The organism is Pseudomonas sp. ADAK7 (genome assembly GCF_012935675.1).
GTDB lineage: Bacteria > Pseudomonadota > Gammaproteobacteria > Pseudomonadales > Pseudomonadaceae > Aquipseudomonas.
This window is the reverse complement of record NZ_CP052861.1, coordinates 4,285,958-4,305,656: the sequence shown is the minus strand read 5'-3', so window position 1 is coordinate 4,305,656 and position 19,699 is coordinate 4,285,958. Positions and strand designations below refer to the sequence as shown.

The window sequence follows — 19,699 nt, the reverse complement described above, 5'->3', positions numbered from 1 at the left end:
GAAACAGAAGGTTTTTATGACGACTTTTACCAAGCAAAAAGTGGCGGTCGGCGTGGCTACCGCGATCGCGGTCGGCGTGCTGATTTACTTGGTCGCACCGGGTCTGTTCGGCAAACGCACGCAACAGAGCACCAACGACGCCTTTGTCTCGGCGGACTTCACCTTGGTCGTACCGCGTGTCGCCGGGTTTATCAAAGAGGTGCTGGTGGAGGACAACCAGCAGGTCAAGGCCGGGCAGTTGCTGGCCTTGATTGATGACCGCGACCTACGCGCCGCCGCCCAGGCCGCAGACGCCGAAACCCTGGTGGCCAGGGCGCAACTGCAAAACGCCCGGGCAACCCTTGAGCGTCAGACCTCGGTGATCGCCCAGGCCCAGGCCACAGTGGTCTCGGCCAAGGCAGAAATGGCTTTCGCCGAGCATGAATTGAACCGCTACAACCACCTCGCTGGCGTCGGCGCCGGCACGGTGCAGAACGCGCAACAGGCGCGTACCCGCATCGATCAGGCGACCGCGCGGCTGGCCAATGCCACGGCGGTGCTCGCGGCGGAGCGCAAGCAAGTGGACATTCTTACCGCCCAGCGTGATGCCGCCGAAGGTGGACTGAAACGCTCGCAAGCGGCGCTGGAAATCGCCAGTTACGAACTGTCTTACACGCGCATCGTCGCGCCGCAGGACGGCATGGTCGGTGAGCGGGCGGTGCGGGTGGGCGCTTATGTCACGCCGGGCAGCAAGATTCTCGCCGTGGTGCCGTTGGCCCAGGCTTTTGTGGTGGCCAATTTCCAGGAGACTCAATTGCGGGATGTGCAGCAGGGGCAGGACGTGCAGGTGCGCGTTGATAGTCTCGGCGGTGAGATGTTGAGCGGTCGCGTCGAAAGCATCGCACCGGCCACCGGGGTGACGTTTGCCTCGGTCAAACCGGACAACGCCACCGGCAACTTCACCAAGGTCGTGCAGCGGATTCCGGTGAAGATCGTCCTCGATCCGGGCCAGCCATTGGCGGAGCGGTTGCGGGTCGGGATGTCGGTGGACGCGCGGATTGATACGGCGACGCCAATGCGTGAGGTGGCCAAGCGATGAACTCTCTCGCAATCCTGTGGCGAGGGAGCTTGCTCCCGCTGGGCCGCGAAGCGGACCCAAAAAAATCGACGAGTGCTGCGCACTCGAGCGGGAGCAAGCTCCCTCGCCACAAAAGCTGCATGCTGTCAGCCGCTATTGTTTTGAGTCTGTTGTCCCTGAGCGCCTGCACCGTCGGCCCGGACTTCCTCAAACCCGAGCCACAGCAAGTCGCCGAATGGTCAAAACCCGCCAACGCCGCGGAAAGCCAAGCGACGACGCAGACGATGGACGAGCGCTGGTGGGAAGTGTTCCACGACCCGAAACTCTCGGCCCTGAGTCAGCGCGCCCTGACCGATAACCTCGACCTGAAGCTCGCCAGCAGCCGCTTGCAGCAAAGCCGCGCCGCACGGCAAGTCATCACCGCCGACCGCTATCCCATGACCGCCGCCACCGGCAGCTACGGGCGTGAACGCAACAGCGGCGAAGGCCTGAGCGATCCTTCCGGCAAAAACGGCCACTCGGCCTTCAACCTCTGGGACGCCGGTTTTTCCGCCTCCTGGGAACTGGATTTCTGGGGCCGCGTGCGCCGCGAAACCGAAGCCGCCGACGCCACCCTCGAAGTCGCGGAAAACGACCGTCGCGGCGTGCTGTTGTCGGTATTGGCTGAAACCGCCCAGGACTACATCCAGCTGCGCGGCGTGCAGAACACCCGCGCTGTCACCGAGCAGAACCTCGACGTCGCCCGGCACAGCCTGAAGCTCTCGCAATTGCGCCTGGCCGACGGCGTTGCCACGGACCTGGACGTCGCCGAAGCCGCCGCGCAAGTGGCAGCCATCGAGTCGCGCCTGCCAGCGTTGGAGCAGCGTCAGTCACAACTGATCAACGCCCTGAGCCTATTGATGGGCGAACCACCGCAAGCGTTGCACGCCGAGTTATCCACAGACGCGCCAGTGCCGCAGACCCCGCGTCAGGTCGCCATCGGCCTGCCGTCGCAACTGGCCGAACGCCGCCCCGACATCCGCCAGGCCGAAGCCCGCCTGCATGCCGCGACGGCAAGCATCGGCGTGGCCAAGGGCGATTTCTATCCGCGGATCACCTTGTCGGGCAACATCGGTTCCCAGGCCATGCAACTGAGCGATTTCGGTTCCTGGAGCTCACGCTCATTCGGCATCGGCCCGCAATTCAGCTTGCCGCTGTTCGACGGCGGTCGCCTGCGCGGCATGCTCAACCTGCGCGAAGCCCAGCAACAGGAAGCGGCCATCGCCTATCAGCAAACCGTGCTACGCGCCTGGCATGAAATCGACGACCAGTTGACCGCCTACAACGCCAGCCAACTACGCCGCGACAGCCTCGCCGAAGCCGTCCGCCAAAACCAGATCGCCCTGCGCACCGCGCAACAGCAATACGTGGAAGGCGTGGTGGATTTCGTCAACGTGCTGACCGTGCAAGGGGAGTTGTTGGCGACTCAGCAGCAATGGGTTGAGAGCTCGACGGGCGTGTCGTTGGCGATGGTGGGGTTGTACAAGGCGTTGGGGGGAGGGTGGGAGTCGGTTTATCCGGTGGCGAAAGTCGCTACCAATAATCCGGTTTGATGGCTGGCGTCTTGCGGGTAGGGACCTTTTCTGGAAACTGGTGTGACTGGAGCTTTTCTGCAGATATGACTCTTCGCATCCAGTGAGCGTTTTCTTTCAACGATCCAGGCGATGGTCGGTTTAACCCTGCTCGATGAGGAAGAATGACTCCAACGGTAATGTCAGGAAAATCTTCACGAATAGCTCTAAGGGCAGGAGTCATGTCGGTGTCGCTGGATACCAGCACTAGCTGTTCGATACGTTCATGAACTTCGAGTGCGGCTTGTATGGAGTACCCGCGAGCAATCCATAGAACACGTTGTAGCCATCAGCAAAGAAAGCTGTACGCACAAACTTGATCCTCAGAAACGAAAAAACCGGCCTAGGCCGGTTTCTTCACCCCAACGGCCAGTGAATTTAATCTCTGCGTACGGGGTTCAGTAGGGCGATCCTAAGTTGTGTGGTGCCAAATACGTCAACCTTCGATTGACTGAGGCTCTAAACGACTGGATGAAATCCCGCACCGGCAACCCAGTTTTGGGTAGGTGCCGGGTTGATGGTCAAGTCACAATTGGCTTCATCTGTTAACGGTTGCGACAGGCAAGCTGCGAAGAGGGGAATAGTGTGCAGGGGCGAAGCGTCCATCCTCCCGCTTCAGTTTCGACTGAAGGCGAGTTCCCGTTTTCGTGTGGGATTTTGTACCCGCTCTCATTAAGTGGGAGAGCAAACGAACACTCTGAAAATTTTGTCCTTTTTGAAACAACACATTTCCACCCAATGCTGGCTATTCGCTTGACGCAACCCCCCGCTGTCGTAGACTCCGGTCATCCGTCAGGGAGTCACGGTTATGCCGCGTTTTGGAAGCTGGGTTATCGGATTGACCTTTGTAACGTGCGCAGTACAGGCGCAAACGCCTGCGCCAGATGATCCGTTGCTGGAAAACAACGCGGCCGGTGGCACCGCGCAGGCCAGCAGTGAAGCCCGCGGCGTTTTGCGGGCGCGGGATCAGGCGGTGCTGGCCAGCGAGTTGCCGGGGCGGATTGTCGAGTTGCCGTTCAGCGAGGGCGAGTCGTTCAAGAAGGGCGATACCCTGGCGAAGTTTGATTGCTCGGGTTTTCAGGCCCAGCTCAACGCGGCGCAAGCCGCCAGCCGTGGGGCCAGTGAAGAGCTGTCGCACAACAAGCAATTGGCCGCATTGAATTCGGTCGGGCGTTTTGAAGTGGCGCGGGCCGAGGCCAAGGTCAGCGAGACTCAGGCGCAATCCCAGGTTTATCAGGTGCAGGTCAAACGCTGCAGTGTGCTCGCACCGTTCGATGGCCAGGTCGTCGAGCGCAAGGTCCAGCGTTATGAAAGCGTGGCGGCCGGCGCGCCGTTGCTGGATGTGGTCGATAACCGCACCCTGGAAATCCATCTACTGATTCCGTCGCGCTGGATGGGCAAGCTCAAGCCCGGCCAGACCTTCAGTTTTGTCCCCGATGAAACCGGCCAGCCGCTGGATGCCACGGTCAAGCGCCTGGGCGCGCGGATCGATGAAGGCAGCCAGACCTTGTTGCTGGTGGCGACGCTGCCCAACGCTAACGGCTTGTTGGCCGGCATGAGTGGAACGGCGCGCTTCGCGGAGCTCAAGTGAACGCGCCGCTGACCGGCGGCGCCGAGCAGGTATTCGCCCGCTTTCTCGACCTCGAACGCCTGACCCGCGCCGCGCGCACCCCGGCGCAACTGGCCTACAGCCTGGTCAACGACGGCCAGGCACTGTTCGGTTTTCGCCATGCGGCGCTGTTGATTGCCGGCAAGGTGCAGGCCGTGACCGGCGTCAGTGCGGTGGACCCGAATGCGCCGTTCGTGGCGTTCGTCGAGCAAGCAGTGGCGCAGCTCTTCAAACGCGAAATCCTGAAACAGGCGCGGGTGATCCCGCACGATGGCCTCAGCGAATCGATCCAGGCCGACTGGCAAAGCCTTAGCGCCGCCCAGGTGTTCTGGCTGCCGCTGATCGATCATCAGGGCGAAGTCTTTGGCGGTTTGTGGCTGGCCCGGGACAATCCCTGGAATCCCTCCGAACAAGTTTTGCTCTCGCAACTCGGCGACACCTACAGCCATGCCTGGCTCGCGCTGCAACCGCGCAAACCGTGGCGGTTGCGCTGGACCCGTAAACGTCAGGTAGCGCTGGTGGCGGTGGCGCTGCTGGCCCTGTTGATCCCGGTGCGCCAATCGGTGCTGGCGCCGGCCGAAGTGGTGCCGTTGGGCGGTCGTGTTGTCGCCGCGCCGCTGGACGGGGTGATTTCAGAGTTCCTGGTCAAGCCCAATCAAACGGTGAAAACCGGCGACCTGCTGCTGCGCTTCGAAAACACCACGCTCAAGGCTCAGGCCGATGTGTCCCAGCGCGCCCTGGGCGTGGCCGAAGCCGAGCTCAAGGCCAATTCCCAACGCTCCTTCGCCGACGCCGAATCCAGTTCGAAAATTGACCTGCTGGCGGCGCGGGTCGAACAGAAACGCGCCGAGCGGGACTACGCCCGCGAGCTGCTTAAACGCAGCGAAGTGCGCGCCGAGCGCGATGGCATTGCCGTGTTTGCCGACGCCGAACGCTGGACCGGCAAACCGGTGCAGACCGGCGAACGGTTGATGGAAATCGCCGACCCGAACCAGGCCGAGTTGCGCATCGAATTGGCGGTGGGCGATGCGATTGCCCTGGAGCCGGGGGCAGAGGTTTCGCTGTTTCTCGACAGCGATCCCTTGCAACGGCATCTGGCCAAACTCGAACGCTCAGCCTACGAAGCGCAGCCCACGGCGGGCGGACAACTGGCTTATCGATTGGACGCAAACTTCGATGCGGCTCCGCCACGTATCGGCCTGCGCGGCACCGCGAAAATTTTCGGCGACCGTGCGCCGCTGGCGCTGTACCTGTTGCGTCGACCACTGGCCGGGTTGCGTCAAAGCGTGGGCCTGTAGATGAACCTGCCGAGCCTGCGGGCAGACTTGCAACTGCAAGCGGCGGCGCCGGCCCTCGACGGCTCGCCGCGCTGGACCCTGGCCGACCCGGTGCGCGGTCGTTATTTCAAACTCGGCGCGGCGGCGATGCGCCTGTTGCGTCATTGGTCCCTGGGCGATCCCGACAAGGTGTTGCAAGCGGCGAACCGCGAGCCGGGCCTGCCGTTGGATGGCACTGAGCTTGAGCAACTGCTGAATTTCCTCCGTGGCCACGACCTGATCACCGCCCTCGATCCGCAACAGCGCGCCAGCTACAGCCTGAAAGCCGCCTCCCAGCGCCAGACGCTGTGGCAGGTCCTGTTGCACCAATACCTGTTTTTCCGCATTCCGCTGTGGCGCCCGGACGCGTTTCTCAATCGCGCCTGGCCGTGGCTGGAGCGCTTCGGCCCGAATGCTTTGCGCTTCGGCTTGCCGGCCACCCTGATGCTGGGGGTGTTCCTGGTGTCCCGGGACTGGCAGCGATTTATCGCGACCTTCCCGCATTTGTTCAGCCTTGGCGGCGCACTGTCGTTCGGTGTGGCGCTGTTCTTTGCCAAGCTCTGTCACGAATTCGGCCACGCCTTCATGGCCAAGCGTGCCGGTTGCCGGGTGCAGAGCATGGGCGTGGCATTCATGGTGATGCTGCCGATGTTCTACACCGATGTCAGCGACGCCTGGCGGGTCAATGATCGGCGCGCCCGGTTGCTGATCGGCGCCGGGGGCGTGATGGCGGAATTGCTGCTGGCCAGCGTCGCGTTGCTGGCCTGGTCGTTCCTGCCCGACGGGCCCGGACGCACAGCGGCGTTCATGCTCGCCAGCGCGACCTGGATCACCACGCTGGTGATTAACCTCAACCCGTTCATGCGCTTCGATGGTTACTTTTTGCTCAGTGACTTCTGGGAAGTCGACAACCTCCAGGGTCCAGCCTTTGCCCTGTGCCGCTGGCGTTTGCGCGAAGCCCTGTTCGGTTATGGCGCGCCGGCGCCGGAGCCTTGGTCGCCGTCGATGCAACGCCGTTTGTTGATCTGGGGCTACGGTTCGTGGCTGTGGCGCGCGGTGCTGTTTTTCGGGATTGCGCTGGCGGTGTATCACCTGTTCTTCAAGCTGTTGGGCATCTTCCTGATGTTCGTCGAACTGGTGTGGTTCATCTTCCTGCCGATCGTGCGTGAATGGCGCGAGTGGTGGACCCGCCGCGATCAGGCCCACGCCCCGCGGGTGTTGCTGAGCACGCTGGGGTTGGTCGCGATTGTTCTGCTGTTGGCGGTGCCGTGGCGCAGTGCGGTGGAGTTGCCGTCGATGCTCGAGGCCGGTCGCGTCAGCACGTTGCATGCGCCGGTGGCGTCGCGGGTCAAGCAGGTGAACGTGCGCGATGGTCAGCTGGTGGCCCAGGGCGAGGTGTTGATTGAACTGGAATCCCCTGACCTCGACTCACGCCAGGCCATCGTCCGCCGGGAAATCCAGATCCAGCAATTGCAGATGCGCCGGCAGGCCAGCCGCAGTGAAACCGTGGCCGACGCTGGCATCGTCGAGCAGCGTCTGGCCGAAGCCGTGGCCGAGTATCGCGGACTGGCCGCGCAGCGCGAGCGTTTGCTGATTCGGGCCCCCCAGGCCGGCAAGGTGCGTGACCTGCTGCCGCAATTGAATGCCGGGCGCTGGTTGTCGCCCAAGGAGCCGCTGGCCAGGGTGGTCGAGGAGGGCGCGCGTTTGCGTGGTTATCTGGCCGAGGCCGAATTGTGGCGGGTCGCGCCCGGGGCTCAGGGGCGGTTTATCGCCGAGGACCCGATGCACCCGGCCGTCGCCGTGCAACTGAGCGAAATCGACACCAACGGTGCCGGGTTCATTGAGCAGGAAGCGCTGACGTCCGACCATCACGGGCCGATTGCGGTGCGCCGCGACCAGAGCCAGCGCCCGGAGCCGATTCAGGCGCAATACGCGGTACGCCTCAGGCCGCTCGACGCTATCGCCACCCCGACGCAACCGTTGCGCGGTGTGGTGGTGGTGCAAGGTCGCAGTGAGTCATTGTTGGGAACGGCCTGGCACCGGATGGCGGCGTTGGGTGTGAGGGAGAGTGGTTTTTAGCCCAGGGAGACTTCGCAATGCTGAACAGCAATTCCAATGACGTGGGTGATCTGGTGGTGCGCCCGTCCTGTGCCACTGACGGACCGTTTTTGCACAGCCTTTACCATGCAGCTCGCCCCGATCTGCAATGGATCGATGGCGAGCAAGAGCTGGTGGAACAGGTGATCGCCCAGCAATTCAAAGTGCAAGAGCAGGGCACCGGCGAGTCCTACCCCGACGCCATGCACTTCGTGGTGGAAAAACTCGGCACGCCAATTGGCGCGTTGACCGCCGATTTCGGCACCAATGAAATCCGCGTTTTGTACTTGGCGTTTATCCCCGCCGCGCGCGGTAAAGGCTATGGCCGCACGGTGCTGCAAGGGGTGCAGAAAGCCGCCGAACAGGTGCGCTGCCCGGTGGCGACGGTGGTCTGGGCCAACAATCCCCATGCACGTAGGCACTATCTGGCGTTGGGGTTTCAGGTCGAGGAAAGCAACGTGGCGGCCGAGCGGCTGGTCTGGTATCCCGGCCAGCCGCAGTCGGCGCTGGTCAGTTGACGGTGATATCGAAGTAGATGTGGCTGGCGTCGCGCCCCAGCTCCGGGGTGCGCGAGACGACGATGCCTTCAATCCGGCCCAGTTCAGGCAGCTCGATCGCGCAGGGGCCGTCGATGAAAGTCGTCTGGACCGGGCTGCTCAGCTCAACACCAAACGGCATGCGACCGCTGGCAGACATACGCGCATTGGGCTTATCCACCACCGACACGATCACCACCGGTATTTCGCTGCCATCGCTCAGGTAGAGCGGCTTGGAGGTGCCGAGCAACTGGCGGAAGTGGTCGCCGGTAATCCGATCAAGCATGGTCCTGCTCCCTGGAAAATGAAGGGTCGGGGCCATCGGCCCCGACACCGAGGTCAATTGCGTGAAGGGAAAAGCCCCTGAAGCGCGACACAGAAGTTCAGCACCAGCACCGGATTGACGATGCCCAGCGGTGTACCGCTGCCGATGGTTTGCGCGGTGGCGGTGACGTTGACGGTGCCGCCGACGGTGCTGTCGACACCCTTGAGTGCAATGGGGTTGGCGCCGAGTGCTGTCGAGAAGATCCCGGCAGAGTTCGGCCCCGTCGCCACGGAGGCACCGATGTAGGCATTGTCATTCGACGGCGCGGTGGTCGGGGTGCTGGCGACACTGGCCAGGTTGACCGTGGTCGAGGCGGTCAGGGCCGAGGTCGCGGTCGCGGTGATGACTGGCGCGTGGGGCGGCAGGTTGCCCACCAGCAGGCTGGTGTTTTCTGTGCCGATGACTTCACCGATCACTCGGTTCGTCAGGTTGACGCCTTGGCCCTGGTGCATCGGCAAGCGTCCGCACAGGTTGGGCAGCATGAAGGTTTGCTGCCCGTTACCGCCATAGATCACACCCAGTAAGGCGAACAAGGCGTTGTACTGGTTGACCGGCAGCGTCTGCCCGTTGGCTTGCATCCAACCGCTGGGAGCATAGGGGAAGCCGAAGGGAAGAATGGTTCCGAGAAACACGTCCATAGTTATTTCATCCATGTGGTTTTTGGAGGAGACCGTACTGGCTCGACGCTACTGTCCGGGCCACTCCTCAGCGTAGACGCAGATGCAAATGTCGCTGGATTGCGTTCTCACCGCGTTGGGGGCAGCATCGAGCGAACTCCCGGGCGTGCTCCAGGCTCCAAGAGTGATCAGCTTTTTTCGACCAGCGGGGAATTCATGAAGTACCGCAGGGAAACAGAAATTGCCGGCCGCCCTGACGGACATGCCGGTCGTACGCGAGCCTCGGCGTTTTCCCCTCTGCCGCAATGGCTGGTCGATTACGGCTTCTGGCTGATTCTGGTGCTGGCCGCGCTGGTGCGTTTCTACGACCTCACTGCTGCCGCCATTTGGGGCGACGAAGGCTCAAGCCTGTTGATGAGCCAATACTCGTTGGGCGATATCTGGTTTCACGCGGCCCATGACGTGCACCCACCGCTGTATTTCATGCTGTTGCACGGCTGGATCGAGCTGTTCGGCGACGGCATTTTTTCTATCCGCAGCTTGAGCGCGTTGCCCGGCATTGCCACGGTAGCGCTGGGGTTTTGGCTGGTGCGGCTGGTGGCCAATCCCCGTGCCGCGCTGCTCGCCGGTTTGCTGCTGGCGCTGCTGCCCACGGCGGTGCGCTACAGCCAGGAAGTGCGGATGTATTCGTGGCTCGGGCTGTGGTTGCTCGGCGCGACCGTTGCGTTGGTGTATTGGGTCAAGCAACCCCGGCATACGCGGCCTCTGGTGATCTATGCGCTGCTGATGACGGCGGGGTTCTACACCCATTACTTCACGGCGCTGTGCGTGATTGTGCATTGGGCCTATTTGCTGGTCTTGCGCCTGCACCCTACTCATCCGATGAAACACATCACGCGGCCGGCCTGGTGGCTGGCCAACGTCGCGATTGTGGCGCTGTTCATGCCCTGGTTGCCCGGCCTGATCGATCTGCTGCAGCACATGGATGAGCTCAAAGCCAATGGCGACGTGGGTTGGGAAACTGCCGTTACTCTCAGCTCGCTGCCGACGATGGTCTGGGATTACCTGATTCAGGACGATGGCGATAACTTGCCAGGGTTGATGTTCGCCGCCCTGCCGCTGCTATTGCTGGCGGTGATTGTGCTGACGGTCATGCGTGATCGCAGCCTCTACCGCTGGAGTGCCTTGCTCGCGATTTACACCGTGGTCCCGCTGCTGCTGGTGTTCGGCGTGTCGTTTATTTCGCCGGTGTTTATCGAGCGCTACCTGACCGCCTATGCATTGGGTCTGCCACTGATCATGGGGCTGGCCATCGACCGCCTGCTGGACGGTTTTCGCGTGTTGGCGCTGGCGTTGCTGGTGCTGTTGCTCGGCACCGAACTGGTGGGCGTGAAGACCAATGCCACGGTGGATGTGGATGACCAGACCAGCGTGATGGTCGAGTTCGTCAACCAGCATTACGTCGCGGGCGATCGCATCGTCATCAGCGACATGCTCTGGTACTTGAGCTATGTCTATTACAACCGCACCGACGCCGCGCCGTTGCTCTACACCCCACCCCTGGCCAATGGCAGCTCCAGCCGCCCGAATGCCTACGGGTTTGGCACCCTGATCGATGACCACGCGGAAAAAATCTACCTCGACCGCCTTACTGAACTACCTTCAGGTACGGGGCGTGTGTGGTTGATCAGCAGCACCGACCAACCCGACGAATTCGCCCCGCTGCCCTCAGGCTGGCAACAAATCAGTGAAAAGGCCGCCGGCAGTAACCGTGCGCGGTTGTTTTTGATGGCCGCCGGCAAGCGCTGAGCCGGACATTCTCTTTCTGGACTGATAATTACAAAAAACGGGTTTAACGCTTCAGCAGGTCTGGCCCGATCCTTTCAAAGGATACGTAGCTTTTTAACTTCGAATTGATATCAAAACACCACTAGTCGTTGCGTGATGCAAAGGATTACGATCGTCCTACAAAAGGAATTTGACGATGGTGAAGGGATTGCAACAGTTCCACTTTATCTCCGGTTTGCCGCGCTCAGGGTCCACCCTGCTGTCGGCCATTCTTTTGCAGAACCCGCGCTTTCATGCGGGGATGAGCAGCCCGGTCGGTACGCTGTTCACCAGCGTCCTGGAACAATGCAGCGCCGGCAGCGAATTCGGTGCAGTGATCGACACCCCGTTACGCCGTCGCCTGTTGCGCGGCCTGTTCGACTCCTTCTATGCCGAGCAGGCTGATAAACCCGTCATCTTCGATACCAATCGCCAGTGGTGCGCACGACTGCCGGCATTGCAGGACCTGTTTCCCCAAGCCAAGACCATCGCCTGTGTGCGCAACGTCGCCTGGGTGATGGACAGCCTCGAACGTTTGTACCGCGCCGACCCGTTCGAGAACACCAAACTGTTCAACGACGAAGTGGAGCGCAACACCGTCTACAGCCGTTGTGAAACCCTGGCCCAGCGCAATCGCCTGGTGGGTTTTGCCTGGACGGCGCTCAAGGAAGCCTATTACGGCGAAAACGCCGACTCATTGCTGATTGTCGATTACGACCTGCTCAGCCAGGCGCCGGAACGGGTACTGCGCCTGGTCTACGAATTCATCGGTGAGCCGTGGTTCGAGCATGATTTCGACAACCTCGTCTACGACGCGCCGGAGTTTGACCAGGCCCTGGGTGTCTCGGGGTTGCATCGGGTCAAACCCAAGGTCGCCTTGCAGTCCCGGCGAACGATCCTGCCGCCGGACCTGTTCGACAAATATGCCGAGCTGTCCTTTTGGCACGATGGATCATCCAGCGCCGCCAATGTCATTCGTATGAAATCAGACGCCGCGATCAATTGATCGCGGCTTTTTATTGGCTGTCATAAAAGTTCGATTTCGGTGAGCAGCATGTGGTGGAACAACGGCAAATCGCAAAAGGCCCAGGGCGCTCGCGTACTGGCATCGCCGATGATCATGTCCCTGGAACCGCGCATGCTGTTCGACGGCGCCGTCGCGGCCACGGTGGCCGATGCGGCCCAGCCCGAGAGTCACCCCACGGCTGAAGCGGCCAAGGCTCCCGCTGCCGATCACCCGGTTGCGAGCAAAGACACCCATGGCCAGGCGGACAACACCTCCGCCGCGACTCCCGCACCTGCGGCAACGCCCACTGCCGTACCTGGCCAAAGCGTGGTGTTCGTCGATTCGCGCATCAAGGACACCGACAGCCTGCTCAACGGCGTGGCCCCCGGCACCGAAGTGGTGACGCTGGACGCCAGCAAGGACGGCTTGCAGCAGATCGCCGCTTACCTCGACACCCACCAGGGCGTGAGTTCGGTGCAGATCATCGCCCACGGCAATGCCGGCGACCTGTGGCTGGGCAACGGCTACCTGTCGGCCGACAACGTCGCCGCCCGTAGCGATGTGCTGGCGCAGATCGGCAAGGACATGAACGTCGGTGGCGACATCCTGATCTACGCCTGTAATACCGGTGCCGGGGAACGCGGCGTGAGTTTTGTCGATTCCCTGGCGCAACTCACCGGGCGCGATATCGCCGCCTCTACCAACCGCACGGGCGTGGGCGGCGACTGGAACCTGGAAATCGCCACCGGCAGTATCGAAAGCCGCAGCGTGCTGTCGTCCGAGTCCATGGCCGGTTACCAGTACAGCCTGGCGACCCTCACCGTGCTCAATAACAGCGACAGCGGCGTGGGCTCTTTGCGTACCGCCCTAAACACTGCCGTGGCCGGTGACACCGTCACCTTCAATACCAGCATGATTATTGGGTTGAACTCGCAACTGACCCTCACCAAGAACGTCACCATTGACGGTGACCTGAATAACGACGGCATTGCCGACGTCACCCTGAACGGCCAGTACAAAACCCGGGTGATACAGGTTAACTCCGGCATCACGGCGACCTTCGATGGCTTGGTCATCAAGCAAGGCATGGTGGCCGGCGTGGGCGCGGCGGCGGGCACCGACGGCGCCGGGGCCATGGGCGGCGGTATTCTCAACTCCGGCAACCTGACCCTCAGAAACGTCACCGTGACCGATAACGCGGCCTCGGGCGGCGGCGGTGGCGGTGGTGTCACGGCGCCTTACGTCGGCGGTGCGGTCGGCGGTGGCGGTGGTGGTGGCGGTGCGCTGGGTGGTCAAATCGGCGGTCATGGCGGCACCGCCAGTTTCGGCACTGGCGTGTATGCCGGTACGGCCGGTGGGGCGGGCAGTGGCGGGAATGGCGGCACCTACAACGTCAATTACATGGGTGGCAAAGGTGGGACCACCGTCGGCGGCGCCGGCGGCATCGGCTCGTCCAACTACAGTAACGGCGGCGCTGGCGGCACGGCGACCAACGGCACGGTGTCCATCGGCGGCGGTGGCGGTGGCTCCGGTTGGGACCATCCCGGCCGGGCCGGCTCTTCGGCATCTGGCGGTATTTACAACGCATCCACCGGCACCCTGACAGTGGTCGGTACGTCCGTCATCTCCAACAACGTCGCGGCCGGTGGCGGCGGTGGTGGTGGCGGTGGCCTGGGCGGTTCCACCGACCCCGGTGGCGCGGCCGGCAAAGGCGTGGGCGCGATCTGGAACAAAGGCACGCTGTTGATGACGGCGGCCAACTTCGGCGCCATGGCCGGCAATGCCGGCGGCAGCGGCGCGGGTGGCCAGGCATCGGGCGGCGGCGGCACCGGCAGCTCTCCAGCCGCGGTGAGCAACATCTTTAACGACGGCGGTACGCTCAATACCAACTACGCGCCAGACGTGACCCCGCCCACCGTGTCCAGCATCGTGGTCGGCACCACCAACCTGAACTCCGGCGGCACCTCGCTGGTGACCATCACCTTCAGTGAGGCCGTAAACAACTTCACCAACGCCGACCTGACCGTGGCCAACGGCACACTGTCGGCCGTGAGCAGCAGCGACGGCGGCATCACCTGGACCGCGACCCTGACGGCGGCGGGCAATATCAACGCGCCGACCAACGCCATCACCCTCGACACCACCGGGGTGCAGGATTTGGCCGGCAACGTCGGCACCGGTTCCGGCACCTCCAACAACTACGTGATCCACGACACCGTGGCGCCGACGGCGAGCATCGTGGTCGCGGACAACGCGCTCAATAGCAGCGAAACCTCGCTGGTGACCATCACCTTCAGTGAAGCCGTGACCGGTTTCACCAACGCCGACCTGACCATCGCCAACGGCACGCTGACCGCGGTGAGCAGTAGCGACGGCGGCATCACCTGGACGGCAACCTTTACGCCGACCGCCGGCCTGACCGACAGCACCAACCTCATCACCCTGGACAAGACCGGCGTGCAGGATCTGTCCGGCAACGCCGGCACCGGCACCACCAATTCCAACAACTACGCAATCGACACCCAGCGCCCGACGGCGACCATCGTGGTCGCGGACACCGCGATGAAAATCGGCGACACCTCGTTGGTGACCATCACCTTCAGCGAAGCGGTGAGCGGTTTCACCAACGCCGACCTGACCCTCGTCAACGGCACCATGACGGCGGTAAGCAGCGCCGACGGCGGCATTACCTGGACGGGTACGTTCACGCCGACCACCAGTATTACCGACACGACCAACGTCATTACGCTGGACAACACCGGGGTCAGCGACCTGGCGGGCAACGCCGGCACCGGCACCACCAATTCCAACAACTACGCAATCGACACCCAGCGTCCGACCGCGACCATCGTGGTCGCCGACACCAACCTGAGTGCCGGTGAAACCTCGCTGGTGACCGTTACCTTCAGTGAAGCCGTGAGTGGTTTCACCAACGCCGACCTGTCCATCGCCAACGGTACGCTCACCGCGGTGAGCAGCAGCGACGGCGGCATCACCTGGACCGCGACCTTCACCCCGACCGCCAGCGTCAGCGATACGACCAATGTCATCACCCTGGCCAACACCGGCGTAGCCGACCTGCAAGGTAACGCCGGCAGCGGCACCACCAACTCGGGCAACTACATCGTCGACACCGTGCGCCCGACCGCCACCATTGTGTTGGCCGACACCGCGCTGAAAATTGGCGATACGTCGCTGGTAACCATCACCTTCAGCCAGGCCGTGAGCGGTTTCACCAACGCCGACCTGACCATCGCCAACGGCACACTGACCGCCGTGAGCAGCAGTGACGGCGGGATTACCTGGACTGCTACGTTCACGCCGACCACCAGCATCACCGACGCGACCAACGTCATTACTCTGGATAACACAGGCGTACAGGCCGCCAGCTCCGGCAACGTCGGCACGGGCGTCACCAACTCCGGCAATTACACCATCGACACCGTGCGCCCGACCGCGAGCATCGTGTTGGCCGACACCGCGCTGAAAATCGGCGACACCTCATTGGTGACCATCACCTTCAGCGAAGCCGTGAGTGGTTTCACCAACGCCGACCTGACGATTGCCAACGGCACATTGACGGCGGTGAGCAGCGCCGATGGCGGCATTACCTGGACCGCGACGTTCACGCCGACCGCCAGCATCACCGACGCGACCAACGTCATCACCCTGGACAACACCGGGATCAGCGACACGGCGGGCAACGCGGGCAGCGGCACAACCGATTCCGGCAACTACGCCATCGACACCCAGCGTCCGACGGCGACCATCGTCCTCGCCGACCCGGCCCTGAGTGTCGGTGAAACCTCGCTGGTCACCATCACCTTCAGCGAAGCGGTCAGCGGTTTCACCAACGCCGACCTGGCGATTGCCAACGGCACACTGACCGCCGTCAGCAGCAGCGATGGCGGCATTACCTGGACCGCGACCTTCACCCCGACCGCTGGCGTCAAAGACACGACCAACGTCATCACCCTGGCCAACACCGGCCTCGCCGACCTGGCCGGCAACGCCGGCACGGGCACCACCAACTCCGGTAACTACACCGTCGACACCGTGGCGCCGACCGCGACCATCGTGGTCGCCGACAACGCGCTGAACATCGGTGAAACCTCGCTGGTGACCATCACCTTCTCCGAAGCGGTGACCGGTTTCACCAATGCCGACCTGACGATTGCCAACGGCACGCTCGGCGCAGTGAGCAGCAGTGACGGCGGCATCACCTGGACGGCGACCTTCACCCCGACCAGCGCCATCACCGATGCGAGCAACCTGATCACCCTGGACAACACCGGCGTACAAGCCGCTGTCTCCGGCAACGTCGGTGTCGGCAGCACCGATTCGAACAACTACGCCATCGACACCGTGCGCCCAACCGCGACCATCGTCGTTGCCGACCCGACCCTGGCCCTCGGCCAAACCTCGGTGGTGACCATCACCTTCAACGAAGCGGTGACCGGCCTGACCCTCGCCGACTTCACGGTCGAAAACGGCAGCCTGAGCGGCTTGACCACCAGCGACAACATCACCTACACCGCGACTTTCACGCCGAGCGCCAGCGTCAACGACGCGACCAACATCATCACGCTGAACAACACCGGGATCGTAGACGTGGCCGGCAACGTCGGCAGCGGCACCACCGACTCCAACAACTACGTGATCGACAGCTTGCGCCCGACTGCCACCATCGTCGTCGCTGACCCAACCCTGAGCGCGGGTGAAACCTCGTTGGTGACCATCACCTTCAGCGAGGCGGTCAGCGGGTTCGACAACAGCGACTTGAGCGTCCCCAACGGTACGTTGAGCGCGGTGAGCAGCAGCGACGGCGGCATCACCTGGACCGCGACTTTAACGCCGACGGTCGGCGTGCGCGATACCACCAACCTGCTCAGCCTGAACAACGGCGGCGTAGCCGACCTTGCCGGCAACGCGGGCATCGGCATCACCAATTCGGCCAACTTCACCATCGACACCGTGCTGCCGACCGCCACCATCGTGGTCGCCGACAGCGCGCTTAACATCGGCGAAACCTCGCTGGTGACCATCACCTTCAGCGAAGCGGTGACCGGTTTCAGCAACGCCGACCTGACGATTGCCAACGGCACACTGACCGCAGTGAGCAGCAGCGACGGCGGGATTACCTGGACCGCGACGTTCACGCCGACCAACGCCATCACCGACACCAGCAACCTGATCACCCTCGACAACAGCGGTGTGCAAAACGCTTCGGGTAACGCCGGCAGTGGCACCACCGATTCGAACAACTACGCCATCGACACCGTGCGGCCAACCGCGACCATCGTCGTGACCGACTCGGCCCTGGGCGTCGGCCAGACCACCCAGGTGACCATCACTTTCAGCGAGGCGGTGAGCGGTTTCACCAACGCCGACCTGACCGTCGCCAACGGTACGCTGACCGCAGTGAGCAGCGCCGATGGCGGCATTACCTGGACCGCAACGTTCACGCCGACCACCAGCATCACCGACGCGACCAACGTCATCACCCTGGACAACACCGGTGTACAGGATCTGGCGGGCAACGCCGGCAGCGGCACCACCGATTCCAACAACTATGTGATCGACAGCCAGCGCCCGACCGCGACCATCGTCATGGCCGACACCGAGCTGCGGCCGGGGGAAACCTCGCTGGTGACCATCACCTTCAGCGAGGCTGTGAGCGGTTTCGACAACAGTGATTTGAGCGTCGCCAACGGCACCTTGAGCAACGTCAGCAGCAGTGACGGCGGCATCACCTGGACCGCGACCTTCACCCCGACTGTGGGTGTGACCGACGCGACCAACCTGATCACCCTGAACAATGCCGGTATCAGCGACATCGCCGGCAACGCCGGGACGGGGGTGACCAATTCGGGCAACTACGCGGTCGATACTGAAGTGCCGACGGCGACCATCGTGATCGCCGACACCGCCCTCAAGGCCGGTGAAACGTCCGGGGTGACCATCACTTTCAGCGAAGCGGTCAGCGGTTTCACCAACGCCGACCTGACCATCGCCAACGGCACCTTGAGCAATGTGTCGTCGAGCGACGGCGGCGTCACCTGGACCGCGACGTTCACGCCAACCGGCAACGTGACGGACACCAGCAACCTGATCAGCCTCGACAACACGGGCGTGACCAATGCGTCGGGCAACAGCGGCGTGGGCGTGACCGATTCCAATAACTACGCCATCGACACCGCGCGGCCGACCGCGACCATCGTCGTTGCGGATAACCGTTTGGGCATCGGCGAAACCACCACGGTGACCATCACCTTCACCGAGGCGGTTTCCGGATTCGACCTGTCGGACCTCAGCGTCGCCAATGGCACCTTGTCCAACCTGCTCAGCAGCGACGGCGGCAAGACCTGGACGGCGACCCTGACGCCAACCGCCAACATCAACGATGCCACCAACCTGATCCTGCTCGACAGCAGCAACGTGGTGGACGCCGCCGGCAATGCCGGCGCCGGGATCGCGATCTCCAACAACTACGCGCTCGATGCCACGCGGCCGACGGCGACCATCGTGGTCGCCAACCCGAACCTGGGCATGGGCCAGACCACGTCGGTGACGATTACCTTCAGCGAAGCGGTGAACGATTTCGACCTGTCGGACCTCAGCGTCACCAACGGCGAACTGGCCAACCTGGCCAGCAGCGACGGCGGCAAGACCTGGACCGCGACCTTCACCCCGACCGCCAGCATCACCGACCCGAGCAACTTCATTGCCCTGGACACCAGCAACGTCAGCGACCTGGCCGGCAACAACGGCGCCAGCGTGGCGGTGTCCAACAACTACGTGATTGACGGCGAGCGGCCGACCGCCACGGTGGTGGTGGCCAACCCGAACCTGGGCGTGGGCCAGACCTCGCTGGTGACCTTCACCTTCAACGAAGCAGTGAGTGGTTTCGACCTGTCGGACATCAGCGTGGCCAACGGCATCTTGTCCAACCTGGCGAGCAGCGACGGCGGCAAAACCTGGACCGCGATGCTGACCCCGACCGGCAACGTCAGCAACGCCAATAACGCGATCAGCCTGAACATCGCCGGCGTCACTGACGGCTCGGGCAATGCCGGCAGCGGCACCAGCCAATCGAACGGCTATGCGATCAACACCGTGTCGGTGCCGTCGTCACCGGTCGTGGTGGTGCCGCCGGATCCGGAGTTCCGTACCTCGCAACCGGTGGTCGTCATCGATCAACCGAACCTGCCGCTGCAACCGGTCATCTTCGCCGCGCCCACCGGCAATCTTGGCTCGCCGCTGACCTTTGCCCCGTTGTTCGAAGACCGGGTGATCGGCGACGGCATCCGGCCGCTGGGCGACATCTTCATCAATCGCGGGGCGCTGTCGCCGAGTTTTATCGCTCAAGTGTTCAGTAGCAGTGACAGCGCGGGCGACGGTTCGGGCCACGGTTTCCTCGGGTTTGGCGGCGGCGATGGCGGGGTGTTCGGCACCAGTACATTGTCCAGCTTGTTCCATCAGGACGGCGGCGCCGAGCGCGACTCGCTGAACTCCTTTGGCAATCATTCGATCCGGGCCGGGGATGTTTCCCAAGGGCTGCGCGGGGTGTTTGGCGCGCCGTCGCTGGTCCAGCAACTGCAAGAACTCAAAGACACCGAGCAACGGCAGGTCAACCGCCTGGCCGCCGCTTTGCAACAGGTCGGCATCAGCGAAATGCAGGCTTGAAAACACACAAATC

At 63.0% G+C, this 19,699-nt stretch carries 11 protein-coding genes and 1 pseudogene; 9 read left to right on the top strand and 3 right to left on the bottom strand.

Features of this window, described 5'->3' with window-relative positions:
- The first annotated feature begins 16 nt into the window (after nt 1–16).
- Complete coding sequence (locus HKK53_RS19795) at nt 17–1,078, top strand: HlyD family secretion protein (protein WP_169372221.1); 1,062 nt, start codon at nt 17–19, stop codon at nt 1,076–1,078.
- Nucleotides 1,079–1,197: 119 nt separating this feature from the next.
- On the top strand, nt 1,198–2,649 hold the full coding sequence (locus HKK53_RS19790; protein ID WP_429528421.1) for an efflux transporter outer membrane subunit: 1,452 nt from the start codon (nt 1,198–1,200) through the stop codon (nt 2,647–2,649).
- Here HKK53_RS19790 and HKK53_RS32670 read toward each other — a convergent pair.
- A pseudogene (locus tag HKK53_RS32670) lies at nt 2,630–2,896 on the bottom strand (NYN domain-containing protein); the annotation flags it as partial. The gene HKK53_RS19790 and the pseudogene HKK53_RS32670 sit on opposite strands and share 20 nt — an antisense overlap.
- 579 nt (nt 2,897–3,475) lie before the next feature.
- Here HKK53_RS32670 and HKK53_RS19785 point away from each other — a divergent pair.
- The 4 genes from HKK53_RS19785 to HKK53_RS19770 are packed head-to-tail and all read left to right on the top strand — an operon-like array spanning nt 3,476 to nt 8,207.
- A complete protein-coding gene (locus HKK53_RS19785; RefSeq protein WP_169372219.1) occupies nt 3,476–4,258 on the top strand; it encodes an efflux RND transporter periplasmic adaptor subunit in 783 nt (260 codons plus the stop codon).
- Complete coding sequence (locus tag HKK53_RS19780; RefSeq protein WP_169372218.1) at nt 4,255–5,574, top strand: efflux RND transporter periplasmic adaptor subunit; 1,320 nt, start codon at nt 4,255–4,257, stop codon at nt 5,572–5,574. The genes HKK53_RS19785 and HKK53_RS19780 overlap by 4 nt, the downstream gene beginning before the upstream one ends.
- Nucleotides 5,575–7,671: an HlyD family efflux transporter periplasmic adaptor subunit gene (locus HKK53_RS19775; protein WP_169372217.1), complete on the top strand. Its 2,097-nt coding sequence runs from the start codon at nt 5,575–5,577 to the stop codon at nt 7,669–7,671. It abuts the gene before it with no gap.
- 17 nt (nt 7,672–7,688) lie between these two features.
- Nucleotides 7,689–8,207 carry a GNAT family N-acetyltransferase gene (locus HKK53_RS19770; protein ID WP_169372216.1) on the top strand — a complete coding sequence of 173 codons (519 nt, stop codon included), beginning with the start codon at nt 7,689–7,691 and terminating at the stop codon, nt 8,205–8,207.
- On the opposite strand, the gene HKK53_RS19765 is transcribed toward HKK53_RS19770, so the two are convergent.
- Both HKK53_RS19765 and HKK53_RS19760 read right to left on the bottom strand, forming a co-directional pair.
- Nucleotides 8,200–8,511: a hypothetical protein gene (locus HKK53_RS19765; protein ID WP_169372215.1), complete on the bottom strand. Its 312-nt coding sequence runs from the start codon at nt 8,509–8,511 to the stop codon at nt 8,200–8,202. The genes HKK53_RS19770 and HKK53_RS19765 overlap by 8 nt on opposite strands.
- A gap of 53 nt (nt 8,512–8,564) precedes the next feature.
- Complete coding sequence (locus tag HKK53_RS19760) at nt 8,565–9,188, bottom strand: phage tail protein (RefSeq protein ID WP_169372214.1); 624 nt, start codon at nt 9,186–9,188, stop codon at nt 8,565–8,567.
- 195 nt (nt 9,189–9,383) lie between these two features.
- Here HKK53_RS19760 and HKK53_RS19755 point away from each other — a divergent pair, with 195 nt between their 5' ends.
- The 3 genes from HKK53_RS19755 (at nt 9,384) to HKK53_RS19745 (ending at nt 19,686) form a co-directional block, all read left to right on the top strand.
- The gene (locus HKK53_RS19755) at nt 9,384–10,976 is read left to right on the top strand and encodes a glycosyltransferase family 39 protein (protein WP_169372213.1); all 1,593 of its coding nucleotides are present in this window, start codon (nt 9,384–9,386) and stop codon (nt 10,974–10,976) included.
- 175 nt (nt 10,977–11,151) lie between these two features.
- Complete coding sequence (locus HKK53_RS19750) at nt 11,152–12,000, top strand: sulfotransferase family protein (RefSeq protein WP_237150580.1); 849 nt, start codon at nt 11,152–11,154, stop codon at nt 11,998–12,000.
- 48 nt (nt 12,001–12,048) lie between these two features.
- Nucleotides 12,049–19,686: an Ig-like domain-containing protein gene (locus HKK53_RS19745; protein ID WP_169372212.1), complete on the top strand. Its 7,638-nt coding sequence runs from the start codon at nt 12,049–12,051 to the stop codon at nt 19,684–19,686.
- Nucleotides 19,687–19,699: the final 13 nt, after the last annotated feature.